Raw genomic sequence first — 14436 nt, forward strand, 5'->3', positions numbered from 1 at the left:
CATGACCCCCCAGAACGACATGACTGCGGCCATCTGGAAGGGCGCCGATGCGGTGGAGACACAGCGGGTTCCCCTGCCTGCGATTCCCGAGGGTTGGGCACTGGTTCGCATGGCCTTCAATGGCATCTGCGGCACCGACCTGTCCATCTTCCACGGCAAGCATCCCCGCGCCCAGGCCCCGCTGGTCATGGGACACGAGATGTCCGGCTGGGTCGAGCAGGCTGGGGCCTCCGGTCCCGCCGCCGGTGCCCTCGTCGTGGTTGAGCCGCTGCTGTCCTGCGGCGACTGCAAGTCCTGCCGTGACGGCAACGCTCACGTGTGCCGCAGGCTCGGCCTGTACGGCATCGACACTCCTGGCGGCATGGCCGAGTACGTGGCTTTGCCCCCCGAGGTCTTGCACGAGGTCCCCGCAGGAGTCGACCCCCGCACCGCCTCACTCGCCGAGCCACTCGCCGTCGCCGTTCACGCCGTAGCGCTGTCCGGCATGGAGCAGGGCGACACCGTCGCCGTGTACGGGGCTGGCCCCATCGGAGTCCTCACCGCCCTTGTCGCACGCCACGAGGGCGCCGGCCAGGTCGTCATCACCGAACCCAGCCCCTGGCGCCGCTCGGTAGCCGAGGCCATGGGCTTCACCGTGGTCCCAGAGGGATCCACCATGGCGGAGACTCTCGCGCCGCTGACGGACGGCGAAGGTGCCGACACCACGTTCGACACGGCCGCCCACCCCAGCGTCGCCGCCCAACTGACCGAGGTCACCCGAGTCCTGGGACGCATCGTCGTCGTGGGTGTTTACAAGTCCCCCGCCCCCATTGATCTCCAGGCCGTGTGCTTCAAGGAGCAGACCATGGCCGGCGTGCGGGTGTACACCACCGAAAACGTGACTCGCGCGATCGAACTCATCTCCTCGGGAGCACTGGGGCTTGAGAAGTTCCCCACCAAGACATTCAGTTTGGACCAGATCAGCGCAGCTTTCGACGCAGCAACATCGGGCCAGGACTGCCTCAAGGTTCTGGTTTCCCCCCTTCCCGGAGAGGCCACGGCATGAGCACCGCATTCGACTTGACCGGACGTACCGCCCTCATCACGGGTGGCGGGCGCGGCCTAGGCGCCGGCATCACCAGGGCCATGCTCGACGCGGGCGCGGACGTCATCGTTTACGGCCGTCGCGACCTCCCTCAGGACCTGGTGGACTACGCATCCGAGCGCTCAAGGCGCCTGGACTTCTACTCCGTGGACATCGGCGACAGCGATGCGCTCGCGTCAGTCTCTGCCACGGTGCTCGCCGAGCACCAAGTGGACATCTTGGTGAACAACGCGGGGACCCAGGAGCGCCACCCCGCCGTGGAATTTCCGCTCGAATCGTTTGACCGCGTCATGGACGTCAACCTCCGTTCCGTCTTCCAGCTGTGCCAGATCTTTGGTGCACCGATGCTGAAACGCGGCCATGGAAGCATCGTTAACCTTGCCTCACTGTTGTCCTTCCAGGGCGGGCTGACAGTCCCGGCCTACGCCGCCAGCAAGGGCGCGGTGGCTCAGCTCACCAAGGCCCTGTGCAACGAGTGGTCCGGCAAGGGCGTCAACGTCAACGCGGTCGCGCCGGGCTACATGGCGACCGAGATGAACACCGCACTTCTCGCTGACCCCGTCCGCTTGGAGCAACTGTCCGTCCGCATCCCCGCCGGCCGCTGGGGCGAGCCCGAGGACATTGGCAACGTCGTCGTGTTCCTGGCCTCCCCCGCATCGGCCTATATCCATGGCCAGGTTCTTGCCGTCGACGGTGGATGGCTCGCCCGCTAGCCGCCCCACTTCCCTTCACCCCACCCCTCACTCTTTTCCCTCACGTAGGAGCCACACCATGAACACCCTCGCCCGACTCAGCGCCGCACGGCTCGTCCCCGTAGTTGTTCTGGACGATGCCGCCGATGCAGACCCCCTTGCCGCCGCCCTGGTCGCCGGAGGCCTCCCCGTCGCGGAAGTGACCTTCCGTACCGATGCCGCCGAGGAGTCCATCCGTGCCATGAGTGCACGTGGAGACATGCTGGTGGGGGCAGGCACCGTGCTGACCGCCGCCCAGGTGGACTTCGCCGTCTCGGCCGGCGCCAGCTACATCGTCTCACCCGGCCTGAGCCGCCCTGTCGTGGAACGTTGCCAGGAACTCGGTGTGCTCGCGCTACCCGGCGCCGTGTCAGCCACGGAGGTGCAGGCAGCCTTGGAAATGGGACTCACCACAGTGAAGTTCTTCCCCGCGGGCACCTCCGGAGGTGCACCCGCCATCGCCGCTCTCGCCGCCCCGTTTCACGGTGTGACGTTTGTGCCTACCGGCGGAATCGGTCCCACGAACCTTCACGAGTACCTTGCGATTCCCGAGGTGGTTGCCGTGGGCGGTTCGTGGATGGTCCCTCGCGCAACGGTGCGCGACGGCAACTTCGCAGAGATCACTCGCCTGACGGCCGATGCCGTCTCCCTTCTCAACGCCTGACACCCACACCTCACGACCACAGCCCACCAGGAGTAACCATGAGCCTCACCATTCGCCCCGCCTCTGAATGCCGCTATGACGCGGTCTCCCTGGGCGAGGTTATGCTTCGCCTCGATCCCGGCGAGGGTCGCATCCGTACCGCCCGCTCGTTCCGTGCCTGGGAGGGCGGCGGTGAGTACAACGTCACTCGTGGACTGCGTCGCGCCTTTGGCCTCCGGGGTGCCGTGGTGACGTCCTTGGCGGACAACGAGATCGGCCGCCTGGTCGAGGACCTCATCATTCAGGGTGGCGTAGACACCGACTTCATCAAGTGGGTTCCCTACGACGGCATTGGACGCGAGGTACGCAACGGCCTCAACTTCACCGAGCGCGGCTTTGGCGTGCGTGGCGCCGTGGGCGTGTCCGACCGCGGAATCACTGCCGCGTCTCAGCTCAAGGCTGACGACGTGGACTGGGATCATCTTTTTGGTGATCTCGGCGTGCGCTGGCTCCACACAGGTGGCATCTTCGCCGCTCTTTCAGAGACATCCGCTGAGACTGTGCTCGCAGCCGTCAAGGCAGCTCGCAAGCACGGCACCGTCGTGTCCTACGACCTCAACTACCGCCCGTCGCTGTGGAAGTCCATCGGCGGCCAGGCCAAGGCCCAAGAGGTCAACCGGGCCATCGCGCCCTACGTGGACGTCATGATTGGCAACGAGGAGGACTTCACCGCCAGCCTCGGGTTTGCTGTGGAGGGCGTGGACGAGGATCTCTCCGAGCTGGCCGTCGACGGCTTTGCCAAGATGATCGACTCTGCTGCGGAAACGTTCCCCAACTTCCAGGTCATCGCCACCACCATGCGCACCGTGCACACCGCCACCATCAACGATTGGGGCGCACTCGCGTGGTCCAAGGAGACCGGCCTGGTGCAGTCCACTCACCGCGAGCGCCTGGAGATCATGGACCGCGTAGGCGGTGGCGACTCGTTCGCGTCCGGCCTCATCTACGGTCTACTCGACGGCCAGCCGCTGGCGACCGCCCTGGAATACGGCGCGGCACACGGGGCCCTGGCCATGACCACTCCGGGCGACACCACCATGGTCACCACCGCAGACGTTCTCAAGCTGGCCGGCGGCGGCGGAGCCCGCGTTGACCGCTAACTCAACCACAACCAACCACACCACTATGGAGGTACGTATGACGAACGACCTGACGGGCCGACGCGCCCTCGTCACCGGAGGTGGCACCGGCATTGGCCGCGCCACCGCCATCGCTCTTGCCCAGGCGGGCGCCGATGTTGCCCTCACCTACCGCTCGAACGACGGCACGCCGGTCGCAGAAGAGATCCAGGCCATGGGACGCAAGTCTGTGGCTCTCGCGCTCAACGCCATCGACCAGGGCGAGGTCGACAGCGTCCTTGCCGCAGCCACCGAGGCCCTTGGCGGCCCCATTGACCTGCTGGTCAACAACGCCGGCGGCCTTGTGGGGCGCCAGAAGCTCGCAGAGATGACCGACGAGCATTGGTTTGCCGTGGTCGACGTGAACCTGACGAGCACCTTTCGCGTGACTCGTGCGGTGCTTCAGCAGATGCCCGACGGTGGCAGCATCGTCACCATCGGCTCGCAGGCCGCGGAAAACGGTGGCGGCCCCGGTGCCGTCGCGTACGCGGCATCAAAGTCGGCACTCGAAGGCTTCACTCGCGGCCTCGCCAAGGAACTCGGACCGCGCAACATCAACGTGAATGTCATCGCACCCGGATTCATTGGCGGCACGCCATTCCACGCCACCTTCACCCCTGAGGCGGGACAGCAGGCCGCGGTCGCCGGCACCCCGTTAGGACGAGCCGGTCAGCCCGATGACATCGCCAACGCCGTGGCCTACCTCGTCTCACCAGGCGGGTCGTTCGTCACCGGCATTGTCATGGACATCAACGGCGGCAACTGGTTCCGCTAACCCCAGATCAAAGGCATTGACCGGCTGGTGGGCTCACGCCCGCCAGCCGGTTTTTGCGTTTCGCACCGCGCGTGATTCCTCCGTATCGCTATCCCCTGGCCAGGCGTAAACTGAGAGCATGACCATCGAGATTCGGGACCCAGAGACCATCGAGCTCATCCGCGCGCTCGCCGCGCGCACCGGCCACTCGGAAGAACTCGCCGTCGAGGCCGCCGTCCTCAAGGCTCTTGCCGCACTCGACGCCCAAGGCACCTCCTACCGCGAGCGCCGCAACTCGCGTGTTCGCGCCCGCGTCCTCGAGGTCGAATGGCCCACCGAGCGTCAGCCCGCGTAGCGGCAATAGAGTTCACCGCGTTCGAGGAGTATCCGAGCATCAACGCGCCTGAGGCATCGGCCGTACCCTGAGAACGTGCCCACCCCAGCATCGGCCGCCCCGGACAAGGCCACCCGCGAACAGAAGATAGTCCTGTGGATCGCGATCATCGCGTCCTTTGTGTCATTCCTTGACGGCACCATCGTCAACGTCGCGTTGCCCGCAATTCTCGAGGAATTCGGCGGCGGTATATCCACGCAACAGTGGGTAGTGGACGCCTACCTGCTCACGCTCGGCAGCCTGATCCTGGTCGCGGGCTCGGTGTCCGACACCTACGGCCGCCTGCGCGTGATCAAGATTGGGCTCGCGGGGTTCGGCATCACGTCCCTGGCGGTCGCCCTCGCCCCTAGCGCCGAGGTGCTCATCGTCGCCCGCCTCCTCCAAGGCGCGGCGGGAGCATTGCTTGTCCCCTCAAGCCTCGCGCTCATCATGACCAACTTTCGCGGTGCCGCACAGTCCCGCGCGATCGGCACCTGGACCGGCATGACCGCCGGCGCGATGATCATTGGCCCCGTCATCGGCGGGCTGTTCGTGGACTTCGCGTCGTGGCGCTTCGCATTCCTCATCAACGTGCTGCCCATCGCCGCCACGCTGTGGCTACTCACCCGCCTCACCCAAAAGGATGTCCGCGTGACCGGCGCGCACATCGACGCCATCAGCGCCATCCTGTGCGCGGTGGGTCTGGGTGGCATGGTCTACGCCCTGATCGAGGAGCCCCTCTACGGCTGGGGATCGGCGCAGATATGGCTGCCGGCGGCCATCGGCGTCGCGGCGTTCGTCGCCTTCATCTGGCGTCAGGCAGTCGTCAAGCGGCCGATGATGCCGCTGGATTTATTCAAGGCGCGCAACTTTGCGTGGGGGAACCTTTCTACGTTCCTGGTCTACGGCGCGCTTTCGCTCAACGGCTTCGTTCTGGCGGTTTACCTGCAGGAACAGGCCGGGCTCTCGGCTACGGCTGCGGGCTTGGCGAGCCTTCCCATCACCGTGATTATGATCGCGCTGAGCTCGCGCGTGGGGGGCCTGGCCGGGCGACTAGGACCGCGCATCTTCATGACCGCGGGACCCATCGCGATGGCGGCGGGTGCCCTGTTGATGCTCGCGGTGGACACCGACTTCAATTACTGGTGGCAGGTGCTGCCGGGAATCGTCGTATTCGGATTGGGCCTGACCGCCACCGTGTCCCCGCTGACCTCCGCCATCCTGGGGGCGATCGACACCGAGCGCTCGGGCATCGCGTCGGCCGTGAACAACGCCGTGAGCCGCATCGCGGGGCTCGTGGCGATCGCGTTGATCGGGACCATCGTAGGCGGGCAGCTGGACCTCGCCGGCTTCCATCACGCGATGGTCGTGACGGCGGTGTTGCTCGCGCTGGGAGGCGTGGTGTCGTGGCTAGGAATCAGGAACCCCACCGCGCCCGAGGGCTCAGACGCCACCTAACTCGAGCGACGCCGCACCAACGCATACCCCGCGCCCAACCCCACCAGGAGCGCAACCCCTCCCAGGATCTGCACCGCCAGGTTGAAACTCAGCGCCACGCCCGAAATCCCGAGCACCAGCAACAGGGCCGAGGCCTCCACATCCAGCCGACCGTTGCGGCCGATGTCCGGGTCGCGCAGGTGAGCGATGGAGCGCACCAGCCACCACGAGGCGACAGCCACGACGACGACGATGAGGACCTCGTTGATGATCATGGGCTAGATGGCGTCCTTCTCGTCGTCGGTCAGCAGGGCAACCCAACCCTCGTACTCTCCCTTGTGAGCATCGGCGAGAGCGATGCACAGGTCCACGCGCTCGCGCAGGAAGTCGGGCACCAGCGGCTGATTTCTGGAGTTCAGCATGATGGTCCACTCGGGGACGTCGTGACTGGGCAGAACCACCTCGTGGCGCACGCGATCCGTGCGCAGGGAATCCGCCGCAGCATCGGCCGTCGCTTGTGTCTTGAAGCAGACGGCAAACTCGCTCTCGCGTGGCGCCGTGATGTCCACCCCGCGGAACTCGAGGCGCGCCAACTGCTCGGCGTCGTCCTTGAATAACCCGTGAGGCTCAACACGCTTCTTCGATGAAGAGAACAATCCCATGTGCCCACGCTAACCCTCAACGAGCATCGACTGTGCCAGAGTTGCCTCATGACACGCCCATCCCCCACCGCCCCGCTGCGCCCCGTTGGCACTTTCTTCACCGCCGCCATCTTCTGGGCGCTCATCGCCGCTGTTATCTTTGGCCTGGTCGCAGGACTAGTCCTGGGCGACACGCGAGACGACGGCTCTCTCGTGTTCTCATGGATGTGGTCGCTTGGAGGCTTCGCGCTGAGTGGAATCATGTTCCTGCCCATCGTCATGGGCTTCGAGGCGCTGCGACGCGTGGGGCACAATCAGGAGATCCTGGGTGCCAAGCTCGACATCATCCACGACGAGCGCACCAAGTAGTCCCGTTTAGACTGGGGCCACGTATACAACAGCCCCCACGAGTGAAGGATCCACCTATGTGTTCCCCCGCCAACTGCGACACCTGCGGCAAGACCACCTGGAAGGGCTGCGGCCTCCACATCGAAGAGGCGCTCGAGGGTGTCGCCGAGCAGGACCGTTGCGCGTGCGAACGCGTTGACGCTTAGGGAATGGCGATGACCTACGTGCAGGCCGTCCTTCCGCCCAAGTCGATGGGCGTCACCTACGTGCTGTGGTTCTTCTTTGGACTGCTCGGCATCCATCAGTTCTACATGGGCAAGATTGGCCGCGGAATCCTCTACCTGCTGACCGGCGGAGTGTTCGGCATCATGTGGATCATCGACCTTTTCACCATCCCCGGTCAGCTACGCGAAGTGAACGCTCAGCGCGCCGTGGGCATCGGATAGCACCCGCCTCGAGTCGCTCGACCAGGGCCCGCACCGCAATGAGCGGGCGGGCCCCTTCTCTTCGAATCGTTACGATTGCGGGAGCCCCTTAGCACCCCTCCCAAGATTCGTCGCCCCTGCTAAAACACCCATCGGGCGCTATTTGTTGCGGCGCTCGAAACGTTTTGATAGCGTCGGCATCGACCGCGAGCCTCATTGAGGAGGGCGTTGGCAGTCACAGAAAATCAGCAATAATCTGGTCGACGCCAACCACTCTGGTTTGCGCCCCCGACCAGGTTCTGAGTGGCGCAAAGACGCGCCACATATGCCCGGGAGGCATCTGTGAAAAATACAGCAAGAACCAGAGGAATCACCAGCCTGATAGCGGCTGGCGCGATCGTCACCGCGGGGGCCGTCGTGGCCATCCCGGCCGCGAGCGCCGCACCCGCTCCACACGTCGACAACCCGTATGCCGGCGCTACGCAATACGTCAACCCCAACTGGTCGGCCACCGTGGTCGATGCTGCGTCACGGCAATCAGGCGATCTCGCCGACGCCATGCTCGCCGTGTCGGAACAGCCGACGGCGGTGTGGATGGACAGGATCGGCGCGATCGAGGGCAACGCAGATGGCCCCGGCCTGCGCTATCACCTGGACGCCGCCCTCGAGCAGAAGCTGGCGGGGGTGCCGATCGTCTTCAACCTCGTCATCTACGACCTTCCCGGTCGTGACTGCTACGCGCTCGCCTCCAACGGTGAATTGCCCGCCACCCCGGCCGGCATGACCCGCTACAAGGAGGACTACATCGACGTGATTACGGACATGCTCGCAGAGCCTCAGTACGAGTCTCTGCGCGTCTCCGCAACCGTCGAGCCGGACTCGCTTCCTAACCTGGTGACGAACGCATCGCATCCCGCATGCCAGCAGTCCGCGCCGTACTACAAGGAAGGCGTGACGTACGCGCTCGACAAGTTGCACGCGATCCCCGGGGTGTACACCTACGTGGACGCAGCGCACAGCGGTTGGTTGGGCTGGGACAGCAACTCGGGTCCCACCGCGAAGTTGTTTGCTGACATCGCGAAGGACACCATCGACGGATTCGACTCGATCGATGGGTTCGTCACCAATACTGCCAACACCACGCCGCTGGTGGAGCCGTATCTTCCCGATGCGACCACCACGCTCCCCGGTGACCAGTACCAGGTGCGATCCGCCGACTTCTACGAGTGGAACTTCGACTTCGACGAGATCGACTGGACCGAGGACCTCTACGGCAAACTCGTCGCCGAGGGATTCCCCACGACGGTAGGCATGCTGATCGACACCAGCCGCAACGGCTGGGGCGGAGAGAACCGACCCACCGCAGCGTCAACTAGCACGGACCTCAACACGTTCGTCAACGAATCGCGTGTCGACCAGCGCAACCACCGCGGCGCATGGTGCAACCCCGAAGGAGCAGGAATCGGTGAGCGCCCACAGGCCTCACCCCCCGGCTTCCCGGACTCGCACCTCGACGCGTTCGTGTGGATCAAGCCTCCGGGCGAGTCCGATGGCTCCTCGGTTGAGATCCCCAACGACGAGGGCAAGGCGCTGGACCGCATGTGCGACCCGACGTTCAACTCCCCCAAGTTGAGTGGCCTGCTTACTGGCGCAAAGGCTAACGCCCCACTGTCCGGCAAGTGGTTCGAGGCACAGTTCATTGAGTTGGTCCAGAACGCGTACCCCGCGATTGGCGATGAGGGAACCGGGCCCGACCCGTCCCCCACTCCGGATCCCGACCCGTCAGTGACTCCTGATCCCGACCCCTCGGTCACTCCCGACCCGGACCCCTCGGTCACGCCGGACCCCGAGCCCTCTGTCACCCCTGAACCGGGTGGCGCGTGCACGGCGGTCATCAGCGTTGGCAACTCATGGCCGGGCGGCTTCCAGGCCTCCGTCAAGGTGACCGCTGGCTCCGCGAGCATCAACACATGGTCGACGACGCTCACCCTGCCCGCAGGCTCCTCAATTGGACAACTGTGGTCGGGCAACGTGTCGGGGACCTCGTCGCCCTACACGGTGACGAACGCCTCCTGGAACGGCTCGCTCAGTGCGGGCCAGTCCATGGAGTACGGCTTCGTTGGATCAGGCACTGCCCCGGCAGCGGGTGCAGTGAGCTGCACGAGCTAGCGCACAGTAGATAGAGAAAGAGGGACCCGGCACGGGGTGAGCCGGGTCCCTCTTTGCGTTGCGCTTACCGGCTGCCAGGAGGTCGAAACCACGCCGCAACACGCGAGGGATATAGTCACGTCCAGCACCCAGCCAGAAGGCGGACATGACGAATCGGCCCTACGACTTCGACAATTTCATCGCGCGCATCAACGTTCTAGTCACGGATCTGACGTCTCAGGGGATCGAGAAACTCCCTCCAGAACGCGAGCTGGCGGCGCGCTTCAAGGTGTCGCGAAACCAGGTCCGTACCGCGCTCGCGCGGCTCGAAAAGCAGAGCCGAATCATCAGGGTTCAGGGACGCGCCGGCGGCGCTTTCATCACCGAGACGGTCCAATCTGCGCCGGTCCCGCCCTTACTTTTCGATAGCCACTCGCGCAAAGTCACTCGCGACCTCACGTCCGTCAAGGGCGTGCCGCAGATGCTTGCTGAGCAAGGCTTTGCCTCCGAGACCCGCATCGTGTCGGAGACCACTGAACCCGCACCTGAGAATATCGCGGAGCCACTGGGAATCCCCACTGGCGCGCCCGCGATCTCACTGCTACGTCTGCGACTAGCCGATTCGGAACCGCTGTCGCTGGAGCGCATGTACCTGAATCGCGAGCGGTTCCCCGATCTCCTCGACCACAGCCCGGTGCTGGCGCTGTACTCACTGCTGAGTGACGAGTACGGCATCTCCATCCTGACCACCGAAGAGTCGATCGAGGTTACACACGCGCCGCGCCAGGTAGCCGCCCTGCTGAAAGTCAAGCCGTGGTCGCCGTTGCTCGCGCTACGGCGCATCGGACGCGATTCGGACGGCGCACCTGTGGAAGTGTCTGTCGACCTCTTCAGAGCCGACCGCACTCGCCTCAGCGTCAGCACCACACGCATCCCCTAGCTCGGGGACAATCTCCGCGGCCCTCGCCCGGCTCCCGCGGGAGATTTACATCCTTGTTACGCGCGACCAGCCAAACCAGAAATGGTTGGGTGCGAGTCTTCACTGCAGAGACTTCCTGGGTCTCGCCCGTGTCCCCCAAACGGGCCAAACAGATGGAGACGCAATGAAAAAGCACACCCAACGCCTCGCGACGGGCCTCACCGCCGCAGTCGCGGCACTCGCCCTCGCGGCATGCAGTAGTTCCTCCGAGTCCTCCGATCCGAGCGCCTCCAGCGCTTCCAACGACGAGCCCATGGGTGCCCTCGCCATGGGTTTCGCCACTTCCGAGATCCAAATCTGGAACGACCAGCTCGAGATCATGCGACCGATCATCGAGGACGCCGGGTATGAGTTCCTAACCGATGACCCCCAGTTCGACATCAACCGTCAGGTTGCATCGTGGCAGGCATGGGTCAACCGTGGCGACGTCAAGGCGATCATGGGTTACCCCGTGTCCACCGACTCCATGGTTCCCGTCACCGAGGTAGCGACCGAGGCTGGGGTCCCCGTCCTGGGGTACCTCCTCACGTGGGACGGCGTCGCTGCGGCCACGATCGTCGACTCCTATCAGGGCGGTTATGACCTTGGCGTCAGCGCGGCGGAGGAAACAGCCGAGTCCGCCGGCGCTGACGCGACAGTCACCGTGGCGACCTTCGGTACGCGAGACGAAGAGTTCGGCGCGCTCGCAATGGACGGACTCGCCGAGGGATTCGTCTCGGTCATGCCGAACGCCGAGATCACGGAACTCGCGGCGACCACTCGCGAGGAGGGCTACAACCTTACAAATAGCCAGCTCACCGCGGACCCCGACACTCGCGTCTGGCTTGGCGCCTCGAACGATTCCATGCTCGGCGTTTACCAGGCACTTCTTGACACGGGCGTCGCGGTCGACGACCCCGACTACTACGTCGCCTCTCGCGACGCGACCAATGAGGTCCTCGACCTCATCAAGATCCCCAACTCGATCTACCGCACGTCGATCGTCGTGCCCGCCCAGGCGCTCGCCGAGGCCAACGCCAAGCTGCTGATCGACGCCGCCGAAGGCGTGGCCGTCGCGGACGTCTCGGTACCCAGCGTGTTCGTCACCGCCGAAAACGCCGACGAGTTCTACGTCGCCGAATAATCCATCGCGGGTGGGGTCCCCGGACCCCACCCGCTCGGAACGGAAAGGCACCACCATGACTGCTGCACGGCTCACCTTTGACTCCGTCACCGTCGACTTCGGCACCACTCGCGCACTCAATCACGTCACGTCACACTTCGCCCCCGGCGAGATAGTCGGTCTGCTCGGCCACAACGGCGCCGGTAAGTCCACGATGCTCAACGTCGCCACCGGCGCCGTGCACGCCACCGCCGGCAAAATATTCATCGACGGACAAGCAGTGGATCTTTCCGCTCCCGCTGACGCCCACGCTCACGGCATCACCGTGGTGCACCAATCCCCCGCCCTCGCGGACAACCTCAGCGTGATCGACAACCTGTACATCGGCCGCGCGACCACCGGGCGTTCCGTGGCCGAGCGTAAGGCCGCGCGTCAGGCGCTCGATGAGGTGGGCGGAAGCCACTTAGACCTCGACACCATCGTGGGGGTGTTGTCGCTAGGCCAGCGCCAGATCATCGACATCTCGCGCGGACTGCTCATCGGAAACATGAAGGTTCTCCTTCTGGACGAACCAACCGCGGCCCTGGGCCAGTCGGAGACCGACGCACTACACGCCCTGATTCGGTCGGTCTCCGCCAAGGGCACCACGGTCGTCTACGTGTCTCATCGACTTCCCGACATCGTGGACGTCTGCGAGCGCGTGGTCATCCTGTCCAACGGCGCGATTGCCGCCGAGATGCCCGTCGCTGGCCTTTCTACCAGGGAGCTCGCCAGAGCCCTGGCGCCGGGACTCGAGGACGAGGAGTTCGTCCCCTCGAGCCGCGGCGAGATCATGGTCAACATCGTCAAGCCGCATCGCATGCAGTTCTACTGCGGCGAAGTGGTAGGCCTCTTCGGAGTCGCCTCCGGAGACCAGTTCGCGTTGCTCGAGGCGTTGACCGGCCGCGGGGGCAGCGTGGACTGCCAGGTCGATGGTCGCGACTACGCCCCGGCCTCTCCCTCCGCGGCCATCAAGGCGGGGGTTCATCCCGTCGCAGCGGACCGCGACAAGGACGGCCTGGTCCCGACCATGAGCGCCATCGACAACATGTACGGACCATGGCGCGGCAGACGCATCGGCGGTCGCCTGGTCGCGGAGAATCGCCGCGGCAGGGCCCGCCTCTACGATCAAGTCCGCAGCGAGCTCAATATTCACGGCCCGGGAGGCTCCTCCCCCATCGCGGCGTTCTCCGGCGGCAACCGCCAGAAGCACCTGATTGCCGCGTGGATGCGGCCCGTCGCCCCCAAGGTGCTGCTCCTCGCCCAGCCAACCCAGGGCGTCGACGTCGGGGCCAAGGCAGACATTCGTCGCGCTATTCGCGCTGCCACCGAGGCGGGCACGTGCGTGATCGTCGCGAGCGCGGAGAGCGACGAGATCGCCACCATGTGCGACCGCAGTTACGTGCTCTCCAGCGGTCAGTGCCAGGAGGTGGCTCGCTCGCCTCACTTTGATTCCGATCTGCTCCAGTGCCTGCTGGACCTCATCCCTAAGAAGAAGGAGTTGGCGGCATGACCTCCGACAAGTTCAAGATCCTGCTAGCAAGCAACGGCACCGTCGTGGTGCTGCTCGTCCTCGTCACCACCCTGACGTTCCTCAGCCCACGTTTTCTGCAACCCAGCAACCTCGAGACCGTGGTGCTGTCCATGGCTGAGATCGGAATCATCGCGATCCCCATGACCTTCCTGGTCATGTCCGGGTCCGTGGACCTTTCAGTGGGTTCAATCGCGTCGCTCGCCGCGGTATCGGGAGGCATCGTCTCTAGCACCACGGGCAACCTGTTGCTGGGCACGCTGGTGGCGCTCGCCGTCGGCGTCATCGCCGGCGTCATCAATGGGATGCTCGTCGAGATGGCGGGACTCAATCCTCTCGTCGTCACCCTCGGCACGCTCAGCGTGTGGGGAGGCCTCGCGCTACTCATCGCCGAGGGCCGCAGCATCACCGACCTTCCGTCGGCCACCAAGACCATCTCGTCGTTCCAACTGTTCGGCGTCATTTCGACGCCAATGCTGGTCCTCATCGCAGTCTTCTCGGTGGGCTGGTGGATCCTCAACCGCAAGCCCTTCGGCCGAGCGGTGCTCGCGACGGGAGGCAATGCCCGCGCAGCATTTCTCATGGGAATCAACGTCAAGTGGGTGCGTATCCGCCTCTTCGTCTTCACCGGAATTGCAGCATCTGTAGCCGGAACACTGATGTCCTGGAAGCTCCAGGCGGCCTCTCCAAGCCTGGGCAACGGCCTCGAATTTTCCGTACTGACGGTCGTGCTACTTGGCGGTATCGCCTTCGAGGGCGGCCAGGGACGCCTGTCCGGGGTCCTCGCCGGTGTGCTGTTCGTCGGCGCCCTGCGCAACGGGCTCGTCATCCTGGGCGTCAGCCAGTTTGTGCAAACCATCATGGTCGGCCTGACCCTGATCGCGGCAGTCTCCTTCGACAAGTCGATCCAGAGGGTCCTTAAGTCTGCCTGGGTCAACGTCGCGAAGCAGGAAGACGATCCGTCCACGACACCGCCACCCGGCAACGCGACCGCGACCGCGACCGAGCGCACCAGCGCCTAGC

17 protein-coding genes are annotated in these 14436 nt (G+C 65.0%); 15 read left to right on the forward strand and 2 right to left on the reverse strand.

The features are described from left to right. Position 1: 1 nt before the first annotated feature. From AOP77_RS01400 to AOP77_RS01430, 7 genes are all read left to right on the forward strand, one after another. Positions 2 to 1045, forward strand: a complete 1044-nt coding sequence (locus AOP77_RS01400) for a zinc-dependent alcohol dehydrogenase (RefSeq protein ID WP_062208370.1) — start codon at positions 2 to 4, stop codon at positions 1043 to 1045. Beyond that, the gene (locus tag AOP77_RS01405; RefSeq protein ID WP_062208373.1) at positions 1042 to 1797 is read left to right on the forward strand and encodes an SDR family oxidoreductase; all 756 of its coding nucleotides are present in this window, start codon (positions 1042 to 1044) and stop codon (positions 1795 to 1797) included. Before AOP77_RS01400 ends, AOP77_RS01405 begins: the two co-directional genes overlap by 4 nt. Before the next feature lie 58 nt (positions 1798 to 1855). After that, positions 1856 to 2479 (forward strand): bifunctional 4-hydroxy-2-oxoglutarate aldolase/2-dehydro-3-deoxy-phosphogluconate aldolase, encoded by a 624-nt coding sequence (gene eda / locus AOP77_RS01410; protein WP_062208376.1) that lies wholly within the window; start codon positions 1856 to 1858, stop codon positions 2477 to 2479. 38 nt (positions 2480 to 2517) lie between these two features. Further along, positions 2518 to 3618: a sugar kinase gene (locus tag AOP77_RS01415; RefSeq protein ID WP_062208379.1), complete on the forward strand. Its 1101-nt coding sequence runs from the start codon at positions 2518 to 2520 to the stop codon at positions 3616 to 3618. A gap of 37 nt (positions 3619 to 3655) precedes the next feature. Next, complete coding sequence (locus AOP77_RS01420) at positions 3656 to 4411, forward strand: SDR family NAD(P)-dependent oxidoreductase (protein ID WP_062208382.1); 756 nt, start codon at positions 3656 to 3658, stop codon at positions 4409 to 4411. 118 nt (positions 4412 to 4529) lie between these two features. After that, positions 4530 to 4745 (forward strand): type II toxin-antitoxin system VapB family antitoxin, encoded by a 216-nt coding sequence (locus AOP77_RS01425; RefSeq protein WP_062208385.1) that lies wholly within the window; start codon positions 4530 to 4532, stop codon positions 4743 to 4745. A 75-nt stretch (positions 4746 to 4820) separates the two neighbouring features. Then, the gene (locus tag AOP77_RS01430; RefSeq protein ID WP_062208388.1) at positions 4821 to 6221 is read left to right on the forward strand and encodes an MFS transporter; all 1401 of its coding nucleotides are present in this window, start codon (positions 4821 to 4823) and stop codon (positions 6219 to 6221) included. On the opposite strand, the gene AOP77_RS01435 is transcribed toward AOP77_RS01430, so the two are convergent. Together AOP77_RS01435 and AOP77_RS01440 are read right to left on the reverse strand one after the other, a co-directional pair. After that, positions 6218 to 6475, reverse strand: a complete 258-nt coding sequence (locus AOP77_RS01435) for a hypothetical protein (RefSeq protein WP_062208391.1) — start codon at positions 6473 to 6475, stop codon at positions 6218 to 6220. The genes AOP77_RS01430 and AOP77_RS01435 overlap by 4 nt on opposite strands. A gap of 3 nt (positions 6476 to 6478) precedes the next feature. Continuing rightward, a complete protein-coding gene (locus tag AOP77_RS01440; protein WP_062208394.1) occupies positions 6479 to 6862 on the reverse strand; it encodes a ribonuclease E inhibitor RraB in 384 nt (127 codons plus the stop codon). 48 nt (positions 6863 to 6910) lie between these two features. Here AOP77_RS01440 and AOP77_RS01445 point away from each other — a divergent pair, with 48 nt between their 5' ends. From AOP77_RS01445 to AOP77_RS01475, 8 genes are all read left to right on the forward strand, one after another. Then, positions 6911 to 7210, forward strand: coding sequence for a hypothetical protein (locus AOP77_RS01445; RefSeq protein ID WP_062208397.1), 300 nt, complete (start codon positions 6911 to 6913; stop codon positions 7208 to 7210). A gap of 56 nt (positions 7211 to 7266) precedes the next feature. Beyond that, positions 7267 to 7395 (forward strand): DUF8730 family Cys-rich protein, encoded by a 129-nt coding sequence (locus AOP77_RS12565; protein WP_269078413.1) that lies wholly within the window; start codon positions 7267 to 7269, stop codon positions 7393 to 7395. Between the two features lie 9 nt (positions 7396 to 7404). Further along, complete coding sequence (locus AOP77_RS01450) at positions 7405 to 7635, forward strand: TM2 domain-containing protein (RefSeq protein WP_062208400.1); 231 nt, start codon at positions 7405 to 7407, stop codon at positions 7633 to 7635. A 321-nt stretch (positions 7636 to 7956) separates the two neighbouring features. Further along, a complete protein-coding gene (locus AOP77_RS01455) occupies positions 7957 to 9783 on the forward strand; it encodes a glycoside hydrolase family 6 protein (protein ID WP_084622116.1) in 1827 nt (608 codons plus the stop codon). Positions 9784 to 9928: 145 nt separating this feature from the next. After that, positions 9929 to 10702, forward strand: a complete 774-nt coding sequence (locus tag AOP77_RS01460) for a GntR family transcriptional regulator (RefSeq protein ID WP_062208403.1) — start codon at positions 9929 to 9931, stop codon at positions 10700 to 10702. Between the two features lie 163 nt (positions 10703 to 10865). Further along, positions 10866 to 11864, forward strand: coding sequence for a sugar ABC transporter substrate-binding protein (locus tag AOP77_RS01465; protein WP_062208406.1), 999 nt, complete (start codon positions 10866 to 10868; stop codon positions 11862 to 11864). Between the two features lie 55 nt (positions 11865 to 11919). After that, a complete protein-coding gene (locus AOP77_RS01470; protein WP_062208408.1) occupies positions 11920 to 13395 on the forward strand; it encodes an ATP-binding cassette domain-containing protein in 1476 nt (491 codons plus the stop codon). Continuing rightward, positions 13392 to 14435, forward strand: a complete 1044-nt coding sequence (locus AOP77_RS01475; protein WP_084622119.1) for an ABC transporter permease — start codon at positions 13392 to 13394, stop codon at positions 14433 to 14435. The genes AOP77_RS01470 and AOP77_RS01475 overlap by 4 nt, the downstream gene beginning before the upstream one ends. Position 14436: the final 1 nt, after the last annotated feature.

The organism is Demequina oxidasica, assembly GCF_000975115.1.
In the GTDB taxonomy this organism is placed as follows: Bacteria; Actinomycetota; Actinomycetes; order Actinomycetales; family Demequinaceae; genus Demequina; species Demequina oxidasica.